Raw genomic sequence first — 23,933 nt, 5'->3', positions numbered from 1 at the left:
TGGGCGGGGGTCCGGGGCTGGCTCGCGGCCCGGGGCTGGCTCGCGGCCCGAGGCTGGGTTCGGGTCGGGGTCGGGGTCGTCGGGGACGGGCCGTGCACGCGGGTCGTCCATGACGTCACGCTAAGCCACGCATCACGGACATTCCTCCCGAGTCGCCCGCCCCGCACCCCGCGGGGCCCGCCTCGTCCCCCGCGAGGCCCGCCCCGTACCCCGCGCAGCCGGCCCGGCGCGACGCCCGCCGCGCTCGGCGTACCGCTCCCACCGGACCGCCCCCAGCGGACCGCTCCGCCCCCACCGGACCGCTCCGCTCCCACCGGACAGCGCCGTCCGCGCGTCGGACCCGCCGGCCCCGATCCGGCCGAAGGTGGCTGTTCCTCGGCCCTGTGCGAGCGGCGACGCACAAATGGTTCGCCAGCTCTTTCGGCGAGGTGAGATCCTTGGTCGCGTATGTCCACTCAGCCTGCCCCCGCCCTGCCCGCCCTGCTGGAGCGGCTGCCCGAGCTGATGCTGCGCGACGAGCAGCGGCTGGGGCGCCGACTCGACGGCGCGCGCCGGATTCGCCAGCCCGAGGCCCGTGCGGCCGTGCTCGCCGAGATCGCCGACCAGATCGAGCAGGCCGAACGACGCGTGGCGCACCGCCGCGCCGCCGTCCCGAAGATCAGCTATCCCGAGTCGCTGCCGGTCAGCCAGAAGAAGGACGACATCCTGGCGGCCATCCGCGACCACCAGGTGGTGATCGTCGCGGGCGAGACCGGCTCCGGGAAGACCACCCAGATCCCCAAGATCTGTATGGAGCTCGGCCGGGGCGTGCGCGGGCTCATCGGGCACACCCAGCCGCGCCGGATCGCGGCCCGTACGGTGGCCGAGCGGATCGCCGACGAGCTGGGCACCCAGCTAGGCGAAACGATCGGCTGGAAGGTGCGCTTCACCGACCAGGTCAGCGGGGACACGCTGGTCAAGCTGATGACGGACGGCATTCTGCTGGCCGAGATCCAGACCGACCGCGAACTGCGCCAGTACGACACGATCATCATCGACGAGGCACACGAGCGCAGCCTCAACATCGACTTCATCCTCGGCTACCTGGCGCAGTTGCTGCCCCGCCGCCCCGACCTCAAGGTCGTCGTGACCTCGGCGACCATCGACCCCGAGCGCTTCTCCCGGCACTTCGCGTCCTTCGCCCGGGTCGGCGACAGTCCGCCGGGCGCCGGGACCGGCCGGGACGCCCGTGGTGGCCGCCCCCGGCGCGGCGCGGGCCGTCGCTCGCCGGAGGCCGCGCCCGGCGCCGCCGACGTACCCACCGAGGCCCCCGCCGCCCCCCGGCCCGACGGCGCGGCGCCCGAGCCCGACCCGGCGCCCGCGACCAGCCCCGCCCTCGCCGCCGGCGCGACACCCGCCGCCCGCGCCGACGCGACGGCGCCCGCCTCCGAGCCCACCGCCTCCGAGCCCACCGGCGCGCCGATCATCGAGGTCAGCGGCCGTACGTACCCGGTCGAGGTGCGCTATCGGCCGCTCCTCGAAGAGGGCGGCCAGGACGGCGACCGCGACCAGGTCACGGCCATCTGCGACGCCGTGGACGAGCTCCAGCGCGAGGGCGAGGGCGACATCCTCGTCTTCCTCTCGGGCGAGCGGGAGATCCGCGACACGGCCGACGCGCTGGAGAAGAAGAAGCTGCGGAACACCGAGATCCTGCCGCTGTACGCGCGGCTCTCGCACGCCGAGCAGCACCGCGTCTTCCAGCGGCACACCGGCCGCCGCGTCGTCCTGGCCACCAACGTGGCGGAGACCTCGCTGACCGTCCCCGGCATCCGGTACGTCATCGACCCCGGCACCGCCCGCATCTCGCGCTACAGCCACCGCACCAAGGTGCAGCGGCTGCCCATCGAGCCGATCTCGCAGGCCAGCGCCAACCAGCGCAAGGGCCGCTGCGGCCGGACCAGCGACGGCATCTGCGTCCGGCTGTACTCGGAGGACGACTTCCTCACCCGGCCCGAGTTCACCGACGCCGAGATCCTGCGCACCAACCTCGCCTCGGTGATCCTCCAGATGACCGCGGCCGGGCTCGGCGACATCGAGCGTTTCCCCTTCATCGACCCGCCGGACCGGCGCAACATCAAGGACGGCATCGACCTGCTGCACGAGCTGGGCGCCATCGAGGCCCAGCGGCAGGCCACCGATCCGGACCGGCCGGACGGCGACCGCGAGCCCGACCGCGCCCCCGAGCGGGCCGCCGACCAGGAGCGCGGGCGCCAGGCCGACGAGGGGCGCGCGACGGAGGACGACAGCGAGCAGGACCGGGAGCCCGGGCGGGGCGGCCAGCGACGGCAGTCCCGGGGCGGCGAGCGCGGACCCGGCCGCAAGGGCCGTGGCCAGCGGCTGACCCCGCTGGGCCGCAAGCTGTCGCAGTTCCCGGTCGACCCGCGGCTGGCCCGGATGATCCTGGCCGCCGACCGCAACGGCTGCGCGCGCGAGGTGATCGTCATCGCCGCCGCGCTGTCCATCCAGGACCCGCGCGAGCGCCCCGCCGACAAGCAGCAGCAGGCCGACCAGCAGCACGCCCGCTTCCGGGACGAGACCAGCGACTTCCTGGCGCTGCTGAACCTGTGGCGCTACGTCAGGGAGCAGCAGAAGGCGCTGTCCTCCTCCGCCTTCCGCCGCATGTGCCGCTCGGAGTTCCTGAACTACCTGCGGATACGCGAGTGGCAGGACATCTACAGCCAGTTGCGTACGGTCGCCAAGTCCATGGACATCGAGGTCTCGGCGACGGACACGGAGATCCCCGCCGACCAGGTGCACCAGTCGCTGCTGGCCGGCCTGCTCTCGCACATCGGGCTCAAGGAGACCGCCGAGGACGCCGCGAAGGCCGGGCAGAAGGGCCAGTCCAAGAGCACCGGCAAGCCCGGCGGCAAGGGCGACTACCTGGGCGCGCGCAACGCCAAGTTCGCGGTCTTCCCGGGCTCCGCGCTGTTCAGGAAGCCGCCCCGGTGGATCATGTCGGCCGAGCTGGTGGAGACCTCGCGGCTGTGGGCGCGGGTGAACGCCAGAATCGAGCCGGAGTGGGTCGAACCCCTGGCCCAGCACCTGGTCAAGCACACCTACAGCGAGCCGCACTGGGAGCAGAAGCAGGCCGCGGTCATGGCGTACGAGCGGGTGACGCTGTACGGCGTGCCGATCGTCGCCCAGCGCAAGGTGAACTACGGCAGGATCGACCCGGTCACCAGCCGTGACCTGTTCATCCGCAACGCCCTGGTCGAGGGCGACTGGCGCACCCACCACCAGTTCTTCCACGACAACCGCAAGCTGCTCGGCGAGGTCGAGGAGTTGGAGCACCGGGCACGGCGGCGCGACATCCTGGTCGACGACGAGACGCTGTTCGACTTCTACGACCAGCGGGTGCCCGAACACGTCGTGTCGGGTGCGCACTTCGACTCCTGGTGGAAGCACAAACGCCGGGACGAACCGGAGCTGCTCAGCTTCGAGAAGTCGATGCTCATCAACGAGCGCGCGCAGGGCGTCTCCAAGGACGCCTATCCGGACACGTGGTGGCAGGGCCGGCTGAAGTTCCGGGTGACCTACCAGTTCGAGCCGGGCGCGGACGCGGACGGCGTGACCGTGCACATCCCGCTCCAGGTGCTCAACCAGGTCGAGGCCCACGGCTTCGACTGGCAGATCCCGGGGCTCCGCCAGGACCTGGTGACGGAGCTGATCCGCTCGCTGCCCAAGCCGATCCGCCGCAACTACGTGCCCGCCCCCGACTACGCCCGACGCTTCCTGGAGCGGGTCACGCCGACGGCCGGACTCAGCGGCGGCGCCCCGCAGGGGCCGCTGACGGAGGCGCTCGGCCGGGAGCTCCAGCGCATGGTGGGCATCAAGATCACCCCGGAGGACTGGGACGCGGCGAAGGTCCCCGAGCACCTGAAGATCACCTTCCGGGTGGTGGACGAGCGGCGCCGCAAGCTCGCCGAGGACAAGGACCTGATCACGCTCAGGGCGTCCCTCCAGCCCAAGACGCAGGCCGCGATCACCAAGGTGTTCGCCACCTCGAAGGAGAGCGCGGGCATCGAGCAGCGCTCGGGGCTCACCGCCTGGACCATCGGCAGCCTGCCGCGCACCTTCGAGACCCGGCGCGGCGGCCAGCCGGTCAAGGCGTACCCCGCGCTGGTGGACGAGGGCGCCTCGGTGGCGGTCCGGCTCTTCGACACCGAGCCGGAGCAGGCGCGCGCGATGTGGGCGGGCACCCGTCGGCTGATCCTGCTCAACCTGCCGTCAAATCCAGCCAAGTTCGCGCAGGGAAAGCTGGACAACGGGGCCAAGCTGGCGCTGTCCCGCTCCCCGCACGGCAGCGTGCAGGCGCTCTTCGAGGACTGCGTGTCAGCCGCCGTCGACCGGCTGATCGCGACGCGCGGTGGTCCGGCCTGGGACGAGGAGTCCTTCCGCAAGCTCTTCGACGCCGTCCGCGCGGACGTGACCGACGTGACGATGGACACGGTCAGCAAGGTGCGCGAGGTGCTCGCCGCCTGGCAGGCGTGCGAGCGCCGGCTCAAGGCCACCACGAGCATGGTGCTGGTGCCCTCCCTGACCGACGTCAAGGAGCAGCTCGCCGAGCTGGTCAAACCGGGCTTCGTCACCGAGCACGGCGTACGCCGGCTGCCCGACCTCATGCGCTATCTGGTGGCGGTCGACCGGCGGCTCCAGCAGTTGCCCCACCACGCCGAGCGGGACCGGACCCGGATGGCGAAGGTGCACGAGATGCGGGACGAGTACCTGTGGCTGCTCGAACAGCTCCAGCACAAGCACCCGGGGCGGCCCGTGCCACGGGAGGCGCTGGAGATCCGCTGGATGATCGAGGAGCTGCGGGTCAGCTACTTCGCCCACGCCCTGGGCACGGCCTACCCGATCTCCGACAAGCGCATCGTGAAGGCCGTGGACGCCGCGGCGCCCTGACGCCCCCGCCCGATCGGACTCCGGCACGACCCGCCCACCTCGGGCCGCGCGCCGGCTCGGCTCCGGGGCGTACGCCCAGGAGGGCGGGTGCGTGCGGCGGCGCGTTGGCGCGTACGGAAGTGGGCGGGACGCTTGGCGGGGCCGCGCGACGCGGTCGGCGGGGGCCCACGGGACGGCCCGGGGGCGCGGTTCGACCCCACCCCCTGACCTGCTGTAGAGTCTCGTCTCGCAGCCGGGCAGCACAACAGCGCGGCGCGAAAGCAAGGTCCTGTGGAGCAGTTTGGAGTGCTCGCCACCCTGTCAAGGTGGAGGCCGCGGGTTCAAATCCCGTCAGGACCGCAGTAAGCGGTGAGGCCCGTGTCCCCCAGGGACGCGGGCCTCACCGCTTTTGTCGTCTCCTCACCCCGAGGCCCACCGCTCCCCCACGCCCCGAATTCCGCCGCGCCCCGGATATGGCCGCGCCTCGAATTTCGCCGCGCCCCGCGCCGGGCCGCGCGCCGTCCACACCGGCTCAGCGCCCCCGCTGGCGGCGGCCCCCGCCACACCGGCCCCGTGCACGCCTCACGCGCCCAGAGCCGCGCGGAGCGCCGCGCCCCAGGCCGCGCGCCGGAGCCGCCCCGCACCGGCCGCCCCGGCCCGCGTCGGGCGCGATCAGGCGGTAACCCGCCGCCCGCCGCGCGAGACCGCCACTCGGCCCGTACGGGGCGCTCGGCGGGAGCTGACCCGGCAGGCAAACGGAGGGGGCACGCGGGGCGGGAGGGGCCGTGGGCGCGCGTGAGCGGGCCGAGGCCGCAGGGCCTGGGGCCGATCGGGGTGGGGGCGTGCGCGCGGCGTTCTGGAACCCTTTCCGCAACCTCCCTGAGCGCCTTCCAGCAGCTCCGGCGCGGCCCGACCGGCGCGCTCCGGCCGACCGGAACGTACCGGCCCGCATGTGTTCGCGCCTCTGTGCGCCTTGACTGCGGCACGCGCCGGCGGTACCCAGTCAGGGAGGCCGTGGGGGCCGGGAGGTACGCATATGGCGACGTCGGTGAAACACGAAACGAGGGCGCTGCTGCGCGCCCACCTCTCCGCAGCATCCGGATACCGGCACCTGACCCGGCACTGCCCGGTCTGCCACCGCCTGTTGCGGCTGGCCCTGGAGCAGCCCGGACAGCCCGACCCGACCTCGGCGACCCGGGGCGTGGAGTTCACCCGTGGCCGGACCTCCGGGGCCGCCCGGCCGACAGGGGACGAAAGTCCCCCGGAGCGATGACCAACGGCGCTGTGTACGCCCCGTGTCCGGTGACAGGGTGGATGCGTCCGAATACGGGGATCGCATATCGCACTTGAGGCATAGCAGACAAGTGCGGCGGACTGTGACGGGAGTCACCGAAAGAGTTTCCGCGCCGGGGGAACTTACGCCCCGCCTACACCCTCTCAATTTAATATGTGCAATTGCACCCCGGTGCGCGGGTATCACCGCGAGCCCGCAAAACCGGGCTGGTTCGGTCGGTATGCCACCCCGAACCGTCACGACGGAGCAGGCTGCCGCCCGCCGGGCCCGGCGGAACGAGCGGCCCGCAGAGGCCGATCAGATGCCCGGCCGGGGGCCGGGACCTCCGCGAAGCGGTCGGATACGGGCGCGTTCGGGCATAAAAAAGACCGCGCTGGACCCGGCGGAGTCCAGCGCGATCGACGACATGCCCAAGTCACGCAGGCGTGGCGCCTGTTGGGGCAGACGCCGGTCGTGTGGAGCGAGACGGGCGAGTTCTGGATTGGGGGACCCAGAAATGCCCGGTTATGCGGTTATTTCAGGCTTCGCTGCGCTGCTGCGGAATGCCCGCCAGAAGGGCGCGGACCTCCGCTTCGCGGTAGCGCCGGTGTCCTCCGAGCGTGCGGATGGACGTGAGCTTGCCAGCCTTGGCCCACCGTGTGACCGTCTTCGGGTCCACGCGGAACATCGTGGCAACCTCAGCCGGGGTCAGCAGCGGCTCGGCATCAGGGGTGCGAGCGGTCATGAGCGGCCTCCTCGGGAGAACCGAACCATCACGGTTCTTTCCTCTAAATTCTGCACCTTGACCCGCGTTGCCCGAAATGGCGGACGCGGGCCGAGTCGGTTATAGGACGAACGGCTTGTCCTCGGCACTACAACTACACCATCTGTCCAGCCACGTCGGCCAAACCGATGGAATTGCCCTCTCAGGTGTTCAACCTCGACGGAAGCCGATGGACCATGCCATAGCGGACAGTCACGCCGCCGTGACGATCAGTCACAGAAGGACCACGCGTCACCAGACCCACCAAGGAGCGCAATACCGATACATCCGCCCTTAGTTGGACGGACGGAGTCCGTCGTGGACTCCTTGTCCTATTTTGACACGAGGATGGGGGATGGCCGCAAGGCCCGAACTCAGTGCTTTAGATCACGGTTGAGGCAATCGCCCGGATCAGGACCTACGTCCCGATCTGACCACGCCGCCGCCCGTCTCCTCGTGACAGCGCTCCCAGCTTGACCCGCCGGCGCCACACGCGACACCCCGTAACGGCCCTGAACCGCTGTCTGTGACGTTACTTCAGCTAGATCGTTGCCGATCCCGTACAGAGCTCCAACGTTCCGTCAGACGCTCATACGCGACTCCGGCCCGCGCCCCGTCGCCGCTGCGCAGCGCGGCCAGCCCCTCCGCGACGTCCGCGGCCGAGTGGTCCTCGTCCAACTGCTCCTCGGGCAGCGCGTGCACCAGACCGCCGTAGTCCAACTCCACCAGTGAGCGCGGATGGAACTCCTCAAGCCAGCGCCCCACGTCCAGCAGGCCGTCGATCAACGGACCCTCCTCCAGCGCCTCCTTGAGCGCCTTCAGCCCCCGGGCGACGCGACGCCGGGCCTCGACCATCGGCGTGCGGTAGCGCAGCAGCAGGCCGTCCTCGTTCTTGGCGTACTCCCGCTCCGCGTCGGCGAACAGGACGAACCAGCGCACCGGCACGTGCCAGGTGGCGCTGCGGATCCACGGCCGGGCGTCCGGATTGCGCTCCAGCCACCGCTCGAAATCGGCCACCGCCTGGCGGCGCACCACCGGCGGCAGGGCGGCGTCCACCAACGGCCCCGGCAACTGCTCGGCGACCTCCTCCAGCGCGAGCCAGCCGCGCAGCCGGGTGCGCCAGGGGCAGACACAGGTGACGCCGTCCACGGTGGCCACGAACGCGTCGTCGCTCTCGTGCACCGGCACCGGAACCGGCGGCACCGGAAGCAGGTCCGCCAGCGAACGCCGCAGTTCGTCTTGCGCACTGGGCATGCGCTCCCGGCGCGCGTACTCCGCCCAGTGGCTGCGCTCCGGCTCGGGAAATGCGGCCAACGGCTCATAGACCCGTAGATACGCCGCGTACGGGACAATCACCGAAGACGCCAAGGTCACGCCCGCTCCCTCACAGCCGAAACTCGTCACCGAAGAGCGCCGTGCCACGCCTTACGGCCGCTCGCATCGTCCCACGCCCACGGCCCCCGAGTGAGTGATCCTCCGCACTGTGCCCAACCTCTGGCGTCACAGGTCTTACGCTCTTGCCGTCCGGCCCTCCCCCACCCCCCGGAGGGCACTCACCCGCGACATATGGGAGTCACCACCGTGACTGACGTACGTCCTTCCGTCAGCGTCGACGGCCCGACCGTGCGTGCGAGCGATCCGCTCTCCGTGCTCTTCCAGTCGGATCAGGGCGGCCACGAGCAAGTCGTGCTCTGCCAGGACCGCGAGACCGGCCTCAAGGCCGTGATCGCCATCCACTCCACCGCCCTGGGCCCGGCCCTCGGCGGCACCCGGTTCCACGCTTACGCCTCCGACGAGGAAGCCGTCCTGGACGCGCTCAACCTCGCGCGCGGCATGTCGTACAAGAACGCCCTCGCCGGCCTGGAGCACGGCGGCGGCAAGGCCGTGATCATCGGCGACCCGGCCAGCACCGAGCGGGGCGGCCTCAAGAGCGAGGAACTGCTGCTGGCCTACGGCCGCTTCGTGGCCTCGCTCGGCGGGCGCTACGTCACCGCCTGCGACGTCGGCACCTACGTGACCGACATGGACGTGGTGGCCCGCGAGAACCGCTGGACCACCGGCCGCTCCCCCGAGAACGGCGGCGCGGGCGACTCCTCCGTGCTCACCTCCTTCGGTGTCTTCCAGGGCATGCGCGCCTCCGCCCAGCACGTGTGGGGCGAGCCCACGCTGCGGGGCCGCCGGGTCGGCGTCGCCGGTGTCGGCAAGGTCGGTCACCACCTGGTGGCGCACCTGGTCGAGGACGGTGCCGACGTGGTGATCACCGACGTGCAGAGCGCCTCCATCGACCGCGTACGGGAGCGGTTCCCGCAGGTCAAGGTGGTGGACAGCACCAGCGACCTGATCACCGGAGAGCTCGACGTCTACGCCCCCTGCGCGCTGGGCGGCGCCCTCGACGACGTCAGCGTGCCGGCCCTGACCGCCCAGGTGGTGTGTGGCGCGGCCAACAACCAGCTCGCCCACCCCGGCATCGAGAAGGACCTGGCCGACCGGGGCATCTTGTACGCGCCGGACTACGTGGTGAACGCCGGTGGCGTGATCCAGGTCGCGGACGAGCTGCACGGTTTCGACTTCGACCGGGCCAAGGCCAAGGCGACGAAGATCTACGACACGACGCTGGCCATATTCGATCGCGCCACGTCCGAGGGCATCCCGCCGGCCGAGGCGGCCGACCGGATCGCCGAGCAGCGGATGGCCGAGGCGCGCCGGGACTAGTCCCGCCCGGGGCGGACGACCCCGTCGCGGAAGCGGGGCGCGGGCCACGGCGCCATCCCTGCCGTGGCTTCCGCCGCCGCCTTCGCCCACCCCGGCGCGCGGGTACGCGGCAGCCGTACAACACCCCGGTTACGGCGCCGCCCCGCCCGCGCGCCACGGGGCCCGCCCCTCCCGGCGGGCCCCGCCGACCAGCGCCCCGCGCTCCTCACGGAGGCCCGACGAACGCCGCCGACCGGCGCCGGTTGGCCCTACGGAGGCCCCTGGGCCGCCGCGCCCCCGCCGGCTCCGTGGCCTCCGCACGCCCGCTGGGCGACAGAGGACTCGTCACTCACATCAGCCTCACGGGCCTCCGACGGCCGCTCGCCCCGGCCCGTGCCCGGCCGATCCACTGGCTCGCACACGGCTGGAATTCGCCTGCCCGCCCGCCCGGGCCCAGGGGACGCGACCGGCTGGCCAGGCCGCTCCGCGTGGGCCTCGGGTGGCCGAGTCCGAGTGGGCGAAATCCGGCATCCGCCCCGCCTTCGGCGCCGCCGCCAGGCGCGGGGCGGGCGGGTCGGAGGCCGCCCAGCGTTGGGCCGGGTGTCGCGGCGACGTCACCCGGGGGCCGTCGCGCGGCCACCGGCGGGCGGCGGAAGGCACCCGGGACCCGGCCACGGCGCCTGAGCGCACGCCTCGGAGGCCGCGAGGGAGAGATCCCTCACGGCCCGCCGGCGGGTCGGCGCCCAAGACGCGTTAAAATCGCTGCTGACCAGCGAGGACGGGGCGCCTCGTAGGTTCTGCCAGGTGGCACGTGCCGTGGGCGACGTACCGTATGGCCAGAGAAACAGGTACCGTTGAAGCCCTACGGACCGGTCTCTCCGTCGAGAGTCCGCTCCGACTCATGAACGCGTGTCAAGACTCTGGGGCCGTCGAGCCCCGTCACCGAGGGGGTCGAGCCATGGGGCGCGGCCGGGCCAAGGCCAAGCAGACAAAGGTCGCCCGCCAGCTGAAGTACAACAGCGGTGGGACGGATCTCTCACGCCTGGCCAACGAGCTAGGCGCATCGACGACGAAGCAGCCGCCGAACAGCGAGCCGCTCGACGATGAGCTGGAAGAGGACGATCCGTACGCGGAGTACGCGGATCGTTACAACGACGAGGGCGATGATGAGCCCTCGGACTCTTCAGCTCACCGTCGGCGTGCTTGACGTCTCGCGTCCACGGCACGTCTACGGCGTTCACAGCACCAACATCAACCCGGTCCAGGGCCCGCCGCCCCGGACCGGGTTCTGTGCTGCCCTCACTGGCCTCAGCTCGCGTAGTCACCGGTCAGGGTCACGGCTTCGGTGCGGTCGCCGCGCTCGGTGACCTCACCGGCGACCCAGGCGTCCACGCCCCGGTCGGCCAGTGTGGTCAGCGCCACGTCCACGGACTCCTGCGGCACGATCGCGATCATGCCGACGCCCATGTTCAGGGTCTTCTCCAGCTCGCCGCGCTCGACCGAGCCGGCCTGGCCGACCACGTCGAACACCGGGTCCGGCGTCCACGTCGAGCGGTCGACGGTGGCGTGCAGCCCGTCGGGGATGACCCGGGCCAGGTTGTTCGCGAGCCCGCCGCCGGTGATGTGTGAGTACGCGTGGACCTCGGTGGTGCGGGTCAGCGCCAGACAGTCCAGGGCGTAGATCCTGGTCGGCTCCAGCAGTTCCTCGCCCAGCGTGCGGCCGAACTCCGCCACCTCGCGGTCCAGGCTCCAGCCGGCGCGGTCGAACAGCACGTGTCGGACGAGCGAGTACCCGTTGGAGTGAAGTCCGGAGGACTCCAGGGCGATGGCCACGTCGCCGGGCCGGATGCGCTCGGCGCCCAGCAGCCGGTCGGCCTCGACCACGCCGGTGCCCGCCCCGGCCACGTCGAACTCGTCGGCGCCCAGCAGGCCCGGGTGCTCGGCCGTCTCGCCGCCGACCAGGGCGCAGCCGGCGAGCACACAGCCCTCGGCGATGCCCTTGACGATGGCGGCGACCCGGTCCGGGTGGACCTTGCCGACGCAGATGTAGTCGGTCATGAACAGCGGCTCGGCGCCGCACACCACCAGGTCGTCCACGACCATGCCGACCAGGTCGTGGCCGATGGTGTCGTAGACGCCCAGGCGGCGGGCGATGTCGACCTTGGTGCCCACGCCGTCGGTGGCCGAGGCGAGCAGCGGGCGCTCGTAGCGCTTGAGCGCGGAGGCGTCGAAGAGGCCGGCGAAACCGCCGAGGCCGCCGACGACCTCGGGGCGGGTGGCCTTCTTCACCCACTCCTTCATCAGCTCGACGGCGCGGTCGCCCGCTTCGATGTCGACACCCGCGGCGGCGTAGCTGGCGCCGCCGCCGACGGGAACTGTCTCAGGCATGGCTGGAACCTTCGGATCGTGATGTGGGGGTGCGGGTCACGGGCGACGCAGCGCGTCGGCCCCGCCCACACCCGCGGTCAGCGTCGCGACGCCGTCCGCGTCGGGCTTGGCCACCCCGGCCGTCTCCGACTCCAGGAGGTGCTTGCCCAGCAGCTCCGGGTCGGGCAGGTCCATCGGGTACTCGCCGTCGAAGCAGGCGCGGCACAGCTTCGGCTTGTCGATCGTGGTCGCCTCGATCATCCCGTCGATCGAGATGTACGAGAGCGAGTCCGCCCCCAGCGACTTGCCGATCTCCTCGACGGAGAGCCCGTTGGCGATCAGCTCGGCGCGGGTGGCGAAGTCGATACCGAAGAAGCAGGGCCACTTGATGGGCGGCGAGGAGATGCGGATGTGCACCTCGGCGGCCCCGGCCTCGCGCAGCATCCGTACCAGCGCGCGCTGGGTGTTCCCACGGACGATCGAGTCGTCCACGACCACCAGTCGCTTGCCCCGGATGACTTCCTTGAGCGGGTTGAGCTTGAGCCGGATGCCGAGCTGCCGGATGGTCTGGCTCGGCTGGATGAACGTACGGCCCACGTAGCTGTTCTTGACCAGGCCCGATCCGTACGGAATGCCGCTGGCCTCGGCGTATCCGACGGCCGCGGGCGTGCCCGACTCGGGGGTCGCTATCACCAGATCGGCGTCGGCCGGCGCTTCGGCGGCCAGTCGGCGGCCCATCTCCACGCGGGAGAGGTAGACGTTGCGGCCGGCGATGTCGGTGTCGGGGCGGGCCAGGTAGACGTACTCGAAGACGCAGCCCTTGGGGCGGGCGTCGGCGAACCGCGAGGAGCGCAGTCCGTCCTCGTCCACGGCGATCATCTCGCCCGGCTCGATCTCGCGGATGAAGCTGGCACCGCAGATGTCGAGCGCGGCGGTCTCGGAGGCGATCACCCAACCGCGCTCCAGGCGGCCGAGCACCAGCGGCCGGATGCCCTGCGGGTCACGGGCGGCGTACAGCGTGTGCTCGTCCATGAAGACCAGGCTGAACGCGCCCTGCACCTTCGGCAGCACGCGGCGCGCGGCGTCCTCGACGGACAGCGGCTTGCCGTCCTCGTCGACCTGGCCCGCGAGCAGCGCGGTGACCAGGTCGGTGTCGTTGGTCGCCGCGACCTGGGTGGCCCGGCCGCCCTCGCGGGGCAGCTCGGCGACCATCTCCGCCAGCTCGGCGGTGTTGACCAGGTTGCCGTTGTGGCCGAGCGCGATCGAGCCGCTGGCGGTCGCGCGGAAGGTGGGTTGCGCGTTCTCCCACACCGAGGCACCGGTGGTGGAGTAACGGGCGTGGCCCACGGCGATGTGACCGCGGAGCGAGCCGAGGGAGGTTTCGTCGAAGACCTGCGAGACCAGGCCCATGTCCTTGAAGACGAGAATCTGGGAGCCGTTGCTCACTGCGATGCCCGCGGACTCCTGTCCACGGTGCTGCAGCGCGTACAGCCCGAAATAGGTGAGTTTGGCGACCTCTTCGCCGGGAGCCCAGACACCGAAGACGCCGCAAGCGTCCTGGGGGCCCTTCTCGCCGGGAAGGAGATCGTGGCTGAGTAGTCCGTCACCACGCACAAAGAACACTGTACCCGCGGACGAGAGTCATACGTTCGGTGACTCCGGCCGGGAAACATCACTCTCCGCTGTCACCGGCGCCCCCTCGACCACCGGAACAGGCCCCTCACACGGGCTGTACGTCGCGCTCGCGCCGCCACGAGCCGCCCGCCGAAGCGTTCCCGATGGCGTCAGATGAGACGAGGGACACATCAGGCCCCGCCGGGCCGGGCCGTTGTGGGCAGGCTGTTCCGGGGTGGCCTCGCCGGGGTGGCCTCGCCGGCCGGGCGCGCGGGGGCGGAGGGCTCGACTGGTCGGGCTCGCGCGGGGTGGCCCACCGGGCGTGGCCTCGCCGGCCAGGGCTGTCGGGGCGGAGGACTCGGCTGGTCAGGCTCGTGCGGGGTGACCCACCGGGTGGGGCTTGGCCTCGCCGGCCGGGGTCGTGGCGTACGCGTCGGCGTGGCCCGCGCGTCGGTGTCGCGCGCAGCACCCGGCGGCGGCATCCGATCGCCGGACGGCCGTCGGGCAGCGGTGTGACACCCCGGCCGCATTCGCGCTGCGTGTCAGGAGCAACCCACAGCGTCAGCCACGGCAGGGTGTCTCATCCGAGGTGGACGCCAGGCCACGCCACCCGCTGGCGGGGGGAGGGCGCCGTGAGCGAGGCGTCGCCGGCGTCGTTCTTGGGCGGGGGGTCGGAGTTCTTGGGCCGGAGGGGGCGGAGTTCTTGGGCCGGAGGGGGCGGAGTTCTTGGGCCGGAGGGGGCGGAGTTCTTGGGCGGGGGGGGCGGAGTTCGCGTGCGGGCAGCCGGGCCCGGCGCGATGGGCACACGCCGCCCACGCGCTCGGCGAGCCCGGTGACGGGTCACTCCCCTCGTCCCCGCGGGTGCGGGGGTGTCCCCGAGTCGTACGGCATGGCCGGGGTGGAGGCGCTGTCGTCCCCGCGTGGGTGGGGGTAGGGCCAGGTGCGTGGCGTCGCCGTCCGCGACGGACCGCTCGTCCCCGCGGGTGCGGGGTTCCGGGGCCACGGATTGGGTGGGTCTCCGCCACCGGCTGTCTGCCGGGCGGGGCCGGGCCTCGACCGTCCCGGTCACGCACTGGGTGGGTGGGGGGTGAGGTGGGTCAGGTCCTGGGGGGAGAGGGTGAGGGCGGTGGCGGCCATGTTCTGGGTGAGGTGGGTGGGGTTGCTGGTGCCGGGGATGGGGAGGACGTGGGGGCCCTGGTGGAGGGTCCAGGCCAGGCGGATCTGGGCGGGGGTGGCGCCGTGGGTGTGGGCGAGGGCGCGTAGGGGCGCGGTGGGCTCGGGCGGGGGGCCGGTGTCGCGGCCGGGGCCGGCGAGGGCGTAGAAGGGGACGAAGGCCAGGCCGAGTTCGCCGCAGCGGCGCAGGAGGGCTTCGTCGCGGTTCGGCAGGTCGATTCCGTACGGGTTCTGCACGCAGACGACCGGGGCGATGGCCCGGGCCTCGGTCAGTTGCTCGGTGGTGACGTGGGAGACGCCCAGGTGGCGGATGAGTCCCGCCTGGCGCAGGTCGGCCAGGGCGGCGAAGTGGTCGCCGATCGACGCGGTGCGTCGGCTGGGCGGTACCCGCAGGTTCACCACGTCCAGGTGGTCGCGGCCGAGTTGGCGCAGGTTCTCCTCGACCTGGCCGCGCAGTTGGTCGGGGGTGGCCCACCACCACGCGCCCGAGGGGTCGCGGGCCGGCCAGACCTTGGTGGCGATGACCAGGTCGTCCGGATAGGGCGCCAGCGCCCGGTTGATCAGCTCGTTGGCGGAGCGCGTCGCGGAGAAGTAGAACGCGGCGGTGTCGATGTGGTTCACACCCAGGTCGACGGCCTGGCGCAGTACGCCGATCGCCCGCTCGCGGTCGCGCGGTACGCCACGGTCGAAGGGCGCGGTGCCGGTCAGGCGCATCGCGCCGAACCCGACGCGGTTGACGGTCAGGTCGCCAAGCCGCCACGTTCCGGGGGGCGGGTCGCGGTGGGGCGGCGGGCTGGTGGTGGCGGGCTGTTCCGGTGTGGGCATGGCTCTTCTCTCGTGGCGGGGTGCCGCGGGCGGGAGGGCTCGCGGGCGGGAGGGTTCGCGGGCAGCGCTCTCCCGGGCGGGGCGGGGGAGAACCGGTGGGCTGGCGAGGCGGGTTCGGGGCCGCGTGCGGGAGTGCCCCGCCTGGTGGGCCCGGCGGTGGCGGGGTGGGGCTCGCGCCTCGCGTCGCTGGTCCGGGGCATGAGAAAAGCCTCCCCGGGGGATCGGAATCCGCGCCGAGAAGGCTCAGTCTGCTGGCCGGGACACTAGCAGGAAGTGGCCCCGGCCCGCGCGGCGTACGCCCATCTCGCCGCCTCCCCGCCGCCGGGCCGCCGGGCCAACCCAGCTCCCCCGCCATCCGGCCACCGGGACCGGAACACCGTCCAACCCGGCTATCCCCACACCGGGCCGCCCCGCCCCCAGCCACCCGGCCAACCCGGACACGCCACCACCGGCCACCCGGCCCGGTCACACCACCACCGGGCCACCGGCCCCCGGCCCCCGGCCAACCCCGCTACCCCCGCCCCCAATCACCGGGCCAACCCAGTCGCCCCCGTGCCGAGCCACCCTCCGAGCGTGGCTCACCCGCGCACCCACCCACCTCACTACGTGTCCGTACGCACCTTTCTACGCGTGTCCGTACACACCCACGCCCTCGCCCTCGCCCGCACCATCACCCGGCACCCCCGCGCCCACCCACCCCGCGGACCGTTCCCACCCACCGCGCGGGTCGCCCCACTCACCGCGTAGGCCCCGCCCCGCCCGCGCGGGGGCGTTCTCGGCCGCATGGGCGCTCTCGGTCGGGGCGGCCCCGGGGCTCCCGGGGGAGCCCCGGCCTGTCGGTCCCGCTCACGCGAAGGCCCCGCTCAGGCGGGGCGGCGGATGGCCGTGGCCTCGAACTCCACCAGCACCTTCGGGCTGATCGTCGCCGAGGTCAGGGCGTTCCAGTTGATGTTCCAGTCCTTGCGGTTGAGGGTGGCGCTGCCCTGGAAGGTGGCCCAGAGGTTGCCCTGTGCGTCGGTGTCGCTGTCGGTGAGTTCGACGGTCAGGAGGGTTGGTCTGGTGGTGCCGCGCAGGGTGAGGTCGCCGGTGACCTCGTAGTGGGACGCGGTGGACTGGAGTATGTGGGTGGAGGCGAAGGTGATGGTCGGGTGGTTGGGGACATCCAGGAACTTGGCGCGCACCAGGTCGTCGCGTTGGCGGTTGCGGGTCTGGATGTCGTCGGCCTGGATCACCAGGCGGACGGTGGACCGGGTGGGGCGCTCGCCGTCCACGTACGCGCTGCCCTCGAACGTCCCGAACCGCCCGCGCACCCGCGTGGACAGGGTGTGTCGGGCGACGAACCCGATCCGGGTGTGGGCGACGTCCAGGACGTAGTCGCCGGTCAGCTCGTTGAGGCTGGTGATGGGCATGCGGATCACTCCGAGTTCGCGAAGGGGGTGGGTGGGCGGATGCCTTCCGCCCGGGACGGCCGGCCCGGTGACCACCGGACCGCGAGCGACCCGTCACGGGTCGTGGGCCACCGGGCCCGACCGTCGTCGTCGCCGGCCTCGGGCGGCCGGCGTCGGGGGGCTCAGCCGAACTGGCCGGGCTGGTAGTCGCCCGCGGGGCGCCGCGTGATGACGTTGAGCCGGTTGATGGCGTTCATGACGGAGATGAGCGAGATCAGCGCGCCGAGCTGGTCGTCGTCGTAGTGCTTGGCGGCGTTGGCCCAGACCTCGTCGCTGACGCCGTCGGGCGCGTCGGCGATACGGGTGGCCTCCTCCGTCAGTTCCAGCGCCGCGCGCTCAGCGTCGGTGAACACCGTGGCCTCGCGCCAGACGGCGACCAGGTGGAGGCGCTGCTGCGTCTCGCCGGCGTGCGCGGCGTCCTTGGTGTGCATGTCGACGCAGAAGCCGCAGCCGTTGATCTGGCTGACGCGCAGCGCGGTCAGTTCCCGCGTCGCCGCCGGCAGCGTGGAGTCCGCCAGCGGTCGGGCCGCCGAGACGAGCTGCTTGAGGAACTTGCCGGAGACCGGGTTGCCGAAGAAGTCGAAACGTGTGCTCATGGCGCTGTTTCCCTTTCCTGCTGGGCCGTTTCGCCGCGGTGGCGCGACGGCGGTACGCGGGACCGTGTGCGTCCCAGCTCTCCGACGAGACAGCCACGCGAAATGTGAGGCGCCCGCCCCGACCACCGGCGCCCCGCGCCCCACCGCCACCCACCCGTGCCGCACCACCGCCCCGGCCTCGGGCCCCCGCCGACGCCGCGGCCCCTCGCCCCGGGGGCCCGCGACCACCACCCCGCGCGACGCCCCGCCACCTCCCACCCGGGCAACCCGCCGTCACGACACCCGCACGCCCCGCCACCACCTCACGTTTCGGCCGGCCGCGTCGTCGTAGGGGGAAGGACAATGCGCGGGCGCGGCACGCGCGACGAGAAGGTGGGGCGAGACATGGGCAGCCAGAACGCGTCGGAAGCGGGCGCACCCGATCCGAGCCTGGGCGCGATCATGAGCGAGCGGCGTCAGCTGATCAACCTCGCGTACCGGCTGCTGGGCTCCCTGGCCGACGCCGAGGACGCCGTACAGGAGACGTACGCCCGCTGGTACGCCATGTCGCCCCGGCAGCAGGCGGCCATCGACTCGCCCGGCGGCTGGCTGACGAAGGTCGCCAGCCGGATCTGCCTGGACCAGCTCGGTTCGGCGCGGGCCCGGCGCGAGCGCTACGTCGGGGAGTGGATTCCGGAGCCGCTGCCCGACCCCGCGGAGTGGGCCGACGGACGGCCGGGGGGCCGGGCGGCGGACCCGGCCGACCGGGTCACACTGGACGAGTCGGTGAACATGGCCTTCCTGGTGGTGCTGGACTCGATGACGCCGGCCGAGCGGGTCGCGTTCGTCCTGCACGACGTGTTCCGCTACTCGTTCGCGGAGGTGGCCGACATCGTGGGCCGTACGCCCGCGGCCTGCCGGCAACTCGCCTCCTCCGCCCGGCGGCGCCTGCGCGGCTCGCGGTCGGACACCACACCCGCCGCCCAACGCGCCGATGTCGTACGGGAGTTCAAGGAGGCGTGGGACGCCAAGGACATCGAAGCCCTGGTCGGCCTGCTCGACCCCGACGTCACATCGGTCAGCGACGGCGGCGGGCTCGCCAGGACCGTGCCGTACCCGATCGAGGGCAGCGAGCAGGTCGCACGCCACCTGGTCGCCATCGCGACCCAGGTGCCGGACCTGCTGGTCGTGGAACGCTCCGTCAACGGCCAGCCCGGCCTGACGCTGCAACTGGACGGCGACGTCACCTCGGTCATGTCGTTCGAGATCAGCGGCGGCCGGATCACCCACATCTGGGGCGTCCGCAACCCGGAGAAGCTGCGCCCCTGGACGGCGGGTTGAGGTCGCCGGCGGGCGGGCGAGCGGCGGATCGCGGTCGGCGGCTCGCGGTCGGCGGCGGGTTGGGCGTGGCGGGAGGCGGGTCGGCGAGTTCAGCCGAGGCGGGGTGGAGGTGGCGGGGTGGGCCGGGCGGAGTGACGTCCCGCTCCGCCCGCGAGCGCCCCCGCCCCAACAGCCCTCGGCCCGCGCCCCACCGGCCACCGGCCGACCTCACCGGTCTGGCGCGGCCGCACGCCCCACCGGCCACCGGCCACCGCCGGAACGCCCCGCACCACGCGGCGGCTCGGCAGCACGCGGCGGCCCGCACCCGAGGCCCCGCGCGCGGTCGCGCGACCCGGACCCGCCGCACGCGACGCACCCCGCCCCGGCGGCGCCCACGGCCCACGCGGCGCACAGAGCCCGCGCGGTGTCGGGGCGTGCTCAGCGCACCACGTCGAAGACGTTCTTCTGGATGCCGTTCGCGTACGCCTCGTGCTCGACCAGCTTCAGCTTCTGCGCGTCCTTGTCCGTGGTGCTGAACAGGCGCTCGCCCGCGCCGAGCAGCAGCGGGAAGACCATCAGGTGGTAGCGGTCGATCAGGCCGGCGTCGGAGAGGCTGTGGTTGAGCCTGGCGCTGCCGTGCATGATGATCGGGCCACCCTCGGTCTCCTTGAGCGCGGCCACGTCCGCCAGCGAGCGCAGGACCGTGGTCGGCCCCCACCCGGTGACCAGGTCGGACTCGGCGAGGGTGGTCGAGACGACGTACTTGGGCAGGTCCCTGTAGCCGGTGAACTCCTCCATGTCCGGCCAGACCGGGCTGAAGCCCTCGTAACTGACCCGGCCGAACAGCATCGCCGTGGCCTCCTCCTGCTCCCGGCCCTTGATCTCGAACGCCTCCGGCAGGAACTCCACGTCCTTGAACGTCCAGCCGGCGTTGCGGTAGTCGGACTCGCCGCCCGGGGCCTCCATGACACCGTCGAGCGAGACGAAGGCGGTGCTGATCAACGTGCGCATATCGCGTATCTCCTAGCGGGTCGCTACAGCGTCCGGCGACGGGTTCCCGGTGACGGGGCACGGCCCGAACTGGCCGGATTCCGATGCTCCGACTCCACGAACCCTACGGCGGGGCACTGACAACGCGGCGGCGTACGGCGGGCGCACGGCGGCCCTGCCTGGGCGGAGCGGGGCCCGTGGGACGCGCGGGACACCCGAAGCCGCCAACCCTTCACGTGGGCCGGGCCAAAGCCCCCACGGCACGGACCAAACCGTCGACCCTTCACGCGAGCACGAACCCGCGACCCGCGACCCGCGTAGCGCGCGGCACCCCGCGCGGCGGCGACCCCGTCAGCGGCGGCCCGGCCGCACGGGGCGTGACGCGCGAGGCGTGGGAGACGACTCCGGCCGCCGCGCGCCCGGTTGGCGTGCCCGGGGTGGGCACGACGCGGGGCACGCGGCGGCGGGGAGCGGGGGCGGCGTGGTTCACCCGGGGGCGGGCGCCGCCCCGGCGGCGGTCAGCCGGCCGCGTTCGGGAACGCCTTCTTCAGGTTCTCCTCGGTGGCCAGTTCGTCCTCGGCGGTGCCGGGACGGTCCTGGGCCTCCTGTCGGTTGCTCTGGGCCTTGTCGACGCTCTTCAGGTCCTTGTCCAGACCGAGGGCGGCGCGTACGTCCTGGTCCTCGTCCAGGTTGAACTGGCTGGTCACGCGCGCGAAGACCGCGGCGCGCTCGAACGCGTCGGTGCCGGTGACGCTGTTGAGCCGCTCGGCCGCCCGGCCGGTCAGCCGCACCGGGGAGTCCAACTGCACCTCGCGTTCGGTGACGTTGAGCGACTCGGACGAGATGCGCGGGCTGCGGGCGGCACCGAGCGCGATGGTCTCGGAGTCGTTGATCGAGGCCAGCACCGCCCCACGGGTCAGGTCGCTCTCGAACTCGGCCAGCTCGGCGACCTCGCGGGTCTTGGTGTTGACCACGGCGAGGCCACGGCCCTCGTACAGCACCCGGCCGCCGATGCGGCCGTCGACGTTGGTGACGACGCCGCTGGTGACGTCGAGTTGCACCGGGACGCCGGCCGGCACGGCCTCCCGGGTCTGGCCCTTGGCGTCGATGCGCGTCAGCCGCAGGTCGTGCTTCTGGAGCTGCGCCACGGTCTGCGGGGTGACGGTGAACTGCGTGGCACCGTCGACGACCGCGATGGCGCCACGGGGCGGGCCGGCCGGGGCGGCCTGCGGGGCGTCGGGGGCCGCGGTGGCGACACCGGGGGTGATCGCCAGCCCGACGGCTACGGCGGCGGTGGCGAGGGCGGCACCGGTGCGGCGGGCGACGGAAGTGGCTCGGACAACGGACGTGGCGGGGAGTGAAGACATCGCGTGACGTTCCTTTCTGAACGGTCGGATCGCAATGCCAGACAAAGCGACTTCTCGTGAGCGCGCGACTTCAGTGTGTGATTCGGGTGGCGCGCATCACCCGCTTGCCCAGACATCCCAGTACAGGGCCGATATCCCGGGCGTGGCTCCGCCACCATTGACAGGCGTGCCCACCGTCGGACAGGCTCCAGGACCATGCCGCTCGTCCCCGATCCGTCGATCTTGCTGGTAGCGCGCCGCCACGTTGACCTGGTCCGTGTCGCGAGCGCGATCTGTCGCCACGCCTGAACGGCCCCGCCGCGCGATGCGCCGGGCTGTCCCGGCACGCGCCACGTGCCGCGCGTGGCCCCTGCCGTCGGTAGCGCACACCGGGTGAGCGTCCCCGTGCGCCGGGCATTCCCGGACGCCGGGCCTTTTCCCTCCCTCCGGAATTCACCGCGCCCCACCGGATTTCCTCGAATTCCCCGACCGCTTACGGGATTTCGCGCCGCCTCGACGGGTTCCCCGCCGCTGTAGGGGAGTTCCGAGGTACGGGAGCTCCGGCGTAGGGGGCTGGCGTACGGGAGTCGGCGCCCCGGGCCTGTGTCGTAGGGGACGTGCGGCGTACGGAGTGGCCCTCGCACGGGGCTCGCGGTGCGGCGGCCTGTCGGTGCGGCGGCCCACCGGGCGCCTCGGGCCGGCCCGCACCCCGGACGCTCCGGCGCTCTACGCCTCCCCGCCACCCCTTTCCTCCCCTTCTCCCCCGTTCCCGCCTGCTTCTCCCCGTTGCCTCGTACTCCCTGAGCTCCCTGAGCCCCCTGAACTCCCTGTCGAATGTTCGGTGCCTGACGGTGCCGTCCCGCCGTCGGGCCCCGCCGGGTCCGCTCGTGCGCGGGTGGCCGCCGTCACGTGTGCCGCCCCAGCGAAGGACTCGCCGTGACCACCTCGCAGCAGCCGATCCCCGCCCCACGCCCGGAAGACCGCCGATCCGCCCGCGACGCGGCGGGCCGCGCCGACGCCGCTTCCCAGGCCGCCGCCGACACCGGCCGGCCCCACGACGACCAGGCCGACGACCACGCCCACGACCACGCTGGGGGCGAGGTCCGCGCGGCAGGCGCCGGGGGCGGCGCGACCGGTCGCCGGCTGAGCCGGCGCGCGTTCGGCGGTGTCGTCGGTGCCACGGCGGCCACCGCCGCGACCGTGGCGGCGACCGGCTCCGCCGCTGCCGCCACCAGCCGCGCCGTGCGCGACACCGGCGCGGCACCGGCCACCGCCGGCCCGGGGCGCGCGGGCCACGAGGCCGAGGGCGAGGCGGAGTTCCGGGCGGCGTCGGACCGCCGCTCCCGGCGCCCCAACATCCTGTTCATCCTGGCCGACGACCTCGGCTGGGCCGATCTGTCCTCGTACGGCTCGCCCGACATCCGCACCCCGCACCTGGACCGGCTCGCGCGCCAGGGCGTGCGGTTCACCCAGGCGTACTCCGGATCGGCGACCTGCTCCCCCACCCGGTTCAGCCTCTACACCGGCCGCTACCCGGGCCGTACCAAGGGCGGGCTGGCCGAGCCGATCGCCGACCGGAGCGTCGGGCTCGACCCGGGCCACCCCACGCTCGCCTCGCTGCTGCGCGAGACCGGTTACGCCACCGCGCTGATCGGCAAGTGGCACTGCGGCTACCTGCCCGACTACAGCCCCACCGCCTCCGGCTGGGACGAGTTCTTCGGCAACTTCGGCGGCGCCCTGGAGTACTACTCCAAGCTCGGACTCAGCGGCGAGTACGACCTGTACGAGGGCGACGCGGAGTACAAGGACCTGCGCTACTACACGCGGATCATCACCGAGCGCGCCAGCGAGTACGTACGGCGCGGGCACGGCGGAAAGCCCTGGCTGCTCAACCTCAACTTCACCACCCCGCACTGGCCGTGGATAGCCGAGGGCGACGAGGAGGAGAGTGCCCGGCTGACCGCCCGCATCCGAGCCGGCGAGAAGGGCGTGCTCAACCACCGCGAGGGCGGCTCGCTCGCCAAGTACCGCGAGATGGTCGAGGACCTGGACGCCTCGGTCGGTACGGTCCTCGCCGCGCTGCGCGACTCCGGCGAGGAGCACAACACGCTGGTCGTCTTCTCCAGCGACAACGGCGGCGAGCGCTGGTCGTACCAGTGGCCGCTGTCCGGCAACAAGTTCACCCTCGAAGAGGGCGGCATCCGCGTTCCCAACATCGCCCGCTGGCCCGCCCGGCTGCGTGGACGCCAGGTCAGCCACGAGCCGCTGGCCACCTACGACTGGTCGGCGACCCTCCTGGAGATCGCCGGCGCCCGGCCGCACCCGGCCTACCCGCTGGACGGTACGAGCCTGGCCGGCTACCTGCTGCGCGGCGAACGGCTCGCCGAGCGCGATCTGTTCTGGCGTGTACGCGGTGAGCGCGCACTGCGGCGCGGCGACTGGAAGTACTACCGGGGCACGGACGGCCGGGACAAGCTGTTCCACCTCACCAACGACCCGCGCGAGCAGGCCAACCACGCCACGACCGACCGGGCACGGCTGGCCCGGTTGCGCGCCGCCTGGGAGAAGGTGGACGCGGGCCTGCTGCCGTACCAGGACTGAGAGCGCGCGTGCGGGCGGGGCGCG

General features: G+C 72.8%; 15 protein-coding genes, 1 tRNA gene and 2 pseudogenes. 9 read left to right on the top strand and 9 right to left on the bottom strand.

From position 1 onward, the window contains the following. Nucleotides 1-447 precede the first annotated feature (447 nt). The 4 genes and pseudogenes from ACFVFR_RS10575 to ACFVFR_RS10560 form a co-directional block, all read left to right on the top strand. Nucleotides 448-1,194: pseudogene (locus ACFVFR_RS10575) on the top strand (DEAD/DEAH box helicase); the annotation flags it as partial. Nucleotides 1,195-1,455: 261 nt separating this feature from the next. After that, nucleotides 1,456-4,944 (top strand): annotated as a pseudogene (gene hrpA, locus ACFVFR_RS10570) (ATP-dependent RNA helicase HrpA); the annotation flags it as partial. A gap of 264 nt (nt 4,945-5,208) precedes the next feature. After that, a tRNA-Asp gene (locus tag ACFVFR_RS10565) sits at nt 5,209-5,283 on the top strand. A gap of 676 nt (nt 5,284-5,959) precedes the next feature. Further along, nucleotides 5,960-6,196 carry a DUF6274 family protein gene (locus tag ACFVFR_RS10560; RefSeq protein WP_383699574.1) on the top strand — a complete coding sequence of 79 codons (237 nt, stop codon included), beginning with the start codon at nt 5,960-5,962 and terminating at the stop codon, nt 6,194-6,196. A 538-nt stretch (nt 6,197-6,734) separates the two neighbouring features. On the opposite strand, the gene bldC is transcribed toward ACFVFR_RS10560, so the two are convergent. Continuing rightward, nucleotides 6,735-6,941, bottom strand: a complete 207-nt coding sequence (bldC, locus tag ACFVFR_RS10555) for a developmental transcriptional regulator BldC (RefSeq protein WP_003949541.1) — start codon at nt 6,939-6,941, stop codon at nt 6,735-6,737. A gap of 555 nt (nt 6,942-7,496) precedes the next feature. Continuing rightward, nucleotides 7,497-8,333: a hypothetical protein gene (locus ACFVFR_RS10550; protein WP_383699572.1), complete on the bottom strand. Its 837-nt coding sequence runs from the start codon at nt 8,331-8,333 to the stop codon at nt 7,497-7,499. A 192-nt stretch (nt 8,334-8,525) separates the two neighbouring features. Here ACFVFR_RS10550 and ACFVFR_RS10545 point away from each other — a divergent pair, with 192 nt between their 5' ends. Both ACFVFR_RS10545 and ACFVFR_RS10540 read left to right on the top strand, forming a co-directional pair. Then, nucleotides 8,526-9,671, top strand: coding sequence for a Leu/Phe/Val dehydrogenase (locus ACFVFR_RS10545; protein ID WP_383699570.1), 1,146 nt, complete (start codon nt 8,526-8,528; stop codon nt 9,669-9,671). Between the two features lie 937 nt (nt 9,672-10,608). Continuing rightward, nucleotides 10,609-10,857 (top strand): DUF3073 domain-containing protein, encoded by a 249-nt coding sequence (locus ACFVFR_RS10540; protein WP_383699568.1) that lies wholly within the window; start codon nt 10,609-10,611, stop codon nt 10,855-10,857. Nucleotides 10,858-10,958: 101 nt separating this feature from the next. Here the strand turns inward: ACFVFR_RS10540 and purM are convergent, their stop codons facing one another. The 5 genes from purM to ACFVFR_RS10515 all read right to left on the bottom strand — a co-directional run bounded on the left by purM (nt 10,959) and on the right by ACFVFR_RS10515 (nt 17,673). After that, entirely contained in the window at nt 10,959-12,038 is a 1,080-nt protein-coding gene (purM, locus tag ACFVFR_RS10535; protein ID WP_383699566.1) for a phosphoribosylformylglycinamidine cyclo-ligase, read from the bottom strand. Nucleotides 12,039-12,074: 36 nt separating this feature from the next. Further along, nucleotides 12,075-13,631 (bottom strand): amidophosphoribosyltransferase, encoded by a 1,557-nt coding sequence (purF, locus tag ACFVFR_RS10530; protein ID WP_383699564.1) that lies wholly within the window; start codon nt 13,629-13,631, stop codon nt 12,075-12,077. A gap of 1,065 nt (nt 13,632-14,696) precedes the next feature. Continuing rightward, nucleotides 14,697-15,629 (bottom strand): aldo/keto reductase, encoded by a 933-nt coding sequence (locus ACFVFR_RS10525; protein ID WP_383699562.1) that lies wholly within the window; start codon nt 15,627-15,629, stop codon nt 14,697-14,699. Nucleotides 15,630-16,492: 863 nt separating this feature from the next. Further along, nucleotides 16,493-17,038: a YceI family protein gene (locus ACFVFR_RS10520; RefSeq protein ID WP_383699560.1), complete on the bottom strand. Its 546-nt coding sequence runs from the start codon at nt 17,036-17,038 to the stop codon at nt 16,493-16,495. A gap of 161 nt (nt 17,039-17,199) precedes the next feature. Further along, complete coding sequence (locus tag ACFVFR_RS10515) at nt 17,200-17,673, bottom strand: carboxymuconolactone decarboxylase family protein (protein WP_383699558.1); 474 nt, start codon at nt 17,671-17,673, stop codon at nt 17,200-17,202. A 384-nt stretch (nt 17,674-18,057) separates the two neighbouring features. Between ACFVFR_RS10515 and sigJ the strand changes: the two genes are divergently transcribed. After that, nucleotides 18,058-18,993, top strand: coding sequence for an RNA polymerase sigma factor SigJ (sigJ, locus tag ACFVFR_RS10510; RefSeq protein ID WP_383699556.1), 936 nt, complete (start codon nt 18,058-18,060; stop codon nt 18,991-18,993). A 417-nt stretch (nt 18,994-19,410) separates the two neighbouring features. Here the strand turns inward: sigJ and ACFVFR_RS10505 are convergent, their stop codons facing one another. Next, nucleotides 19,411-19,983 carry a dihydrofolate reductase family protein gene (locus ACFVFR_RS10505; RefSeq protein WP_383699554.1) on the bottom strand — a complete coding sequence of 191 codons (573 nt, stop codon included), beginning with the start codon at nt 19,981-19,983 and terminating at the stop codon, nt 19,411-19,413. Between the two features lie 497 nt (nt 19,984-20,480). After that, a complete protein-coding gene (locus ACFVFR_RS10500) occupies nt 20,481-21,329 on the bottom strand; it encodes a hypothetical protein (RefSeq protein WP_383699552.1) in 849 nt (282 codons plus the stop codon). A 195-nt stretch (nt 21,330-21,524) separates the two neighbouring features. Between ACFVFR_RS10500 and ACFVFR_RS10495 the strand changes: the two genes are divergently transcribed. Beyond that, nucleotides 21,525-21,617 carry a putative leader peptide gene (locus tag ACFVFR_RS10495; RefSeq protein WP_383699550.1) on the top strand — a complete coding sequence of 31 codons (93 nt, stop codon included), beginning with the start codon at nt 21,525-21,527 and terminating at the stop codon, nt 21,615-21,617. Nucleotides 21,618-22,451: 834 nt separating this feature from the next. Beyond that, nucleotides 22,452-23,909: a sulfatase-like hydrolase/transferase gene (locus tag ACFVFR_RS10490; RefSeq protein ID WP_383699682.1), complete on the top strand. Its 1,458-nt coding sequence runs from the start codon at nt 22,452-22,454 to the stop codon at nt 23,907-23,909. Nucleotides 23,910-23,933: the final 24 nt, after the last annotated feature.

The sequence above is a fragment of the Streptomyces sp. NPDC057702 genome (assembly GCF_042799315.1).
GTDB lineage: Bacteria > Actinomycetota > Actinomycetes > Streptomycetales > Streptomycetaceae > Streptomyces.
Note: the sequence above shows the minus strand (reverse complement) of the source record. Positions and strands in the feature narration are given on the sequence as shown.

Bases quoted from the DNA above. Each gene is read 5' to 3' on its own strand.
- purM (WP_383699566.1), bottom strand. From the start codon at position 12,038: ATGCCTGAGACAGTTCCCGTCGGCGGCGGCGCCAGCTACGCCGCCGCG.
- ACFVFR_RS10525 (WP_383699562.1), bottom strand. From the start codon at position 15,629: ATGCCCACACCGGAACAGCCCGCCACCACCAGCCCGCCGCCCCACCGC.
- ACFVFR_RS10560 (WP_383699574.1), top strand. From the start codon at position 5,960: ATGGCGACGTCGGTGAAACACGAAACGAGGGCGCTGCTGCGCGCCCAC.
- ACFVFR_RS10495 (WP_383699550.1), top strand. From the start codon at position 21,525: ATGCCGCTCGTCCCCGATCCGTCGATCTTGCTGGTAGCGCGCCGCCAC.
- ACFVFR_RS10520 (WP_383699560.1), bottom strand. From the start codon at position 17,038: ATGCCCATCACCAGCCTCAACGAGCTGACCGGCGACTACGTCCTGGAC.
- sigJ (WP_383699556.1), top strand. From the start codon at position 18,058: ATGGGCAGCCAGAACGCGTCGGAAGCGGGCGCACCCGATCCGAGCCTG.
- ACFVFR_RS10545 (WP_383699570.1), top strand. From the start codon at position 8,526: ATGGGAGTCACCACCGTGACTGACGTACGTCCTTCCGTCAGCGTCGAC.
- ACFVFR_RS10515 (WP_383699558.1), bottom strand. From the start codon at position 17,673: ATGAGCACACGTTTCGACTTCTTCGGCAACCCGGTCTCCGGCAAGTTC.
- ACFVFR_RS10500 (WP_383699552.1), bottom strand. From the start codon at position 21,329: ATGTCTTCACTCCCCGCCACGTCCGTTGTCCGAGCCACTTCCGTCGCC.
- ACFVFR_RS10540 (WP_383699568.1), top strand. From the start codon at position 10,609: ATGGGGCGCGGCCGGGCCAAGGCCAAGCAGACAAAGGTCGCCCGCCAG.
- ACFVFR_RS10505 (WP_383699554.1), bottom strand. From the start codon at position 19,983: ATGCGCACGTTGATCAGCACCGCCTTCGTCTCGCTCGACGGTGTCATG.
- bldC (WP_003949541.1), bottom strand. From the start codon at position 6,941: ATGACCGCTCGCACCCCTGATGCCGAGCCGCTGCTGACCCCGGCTGAG.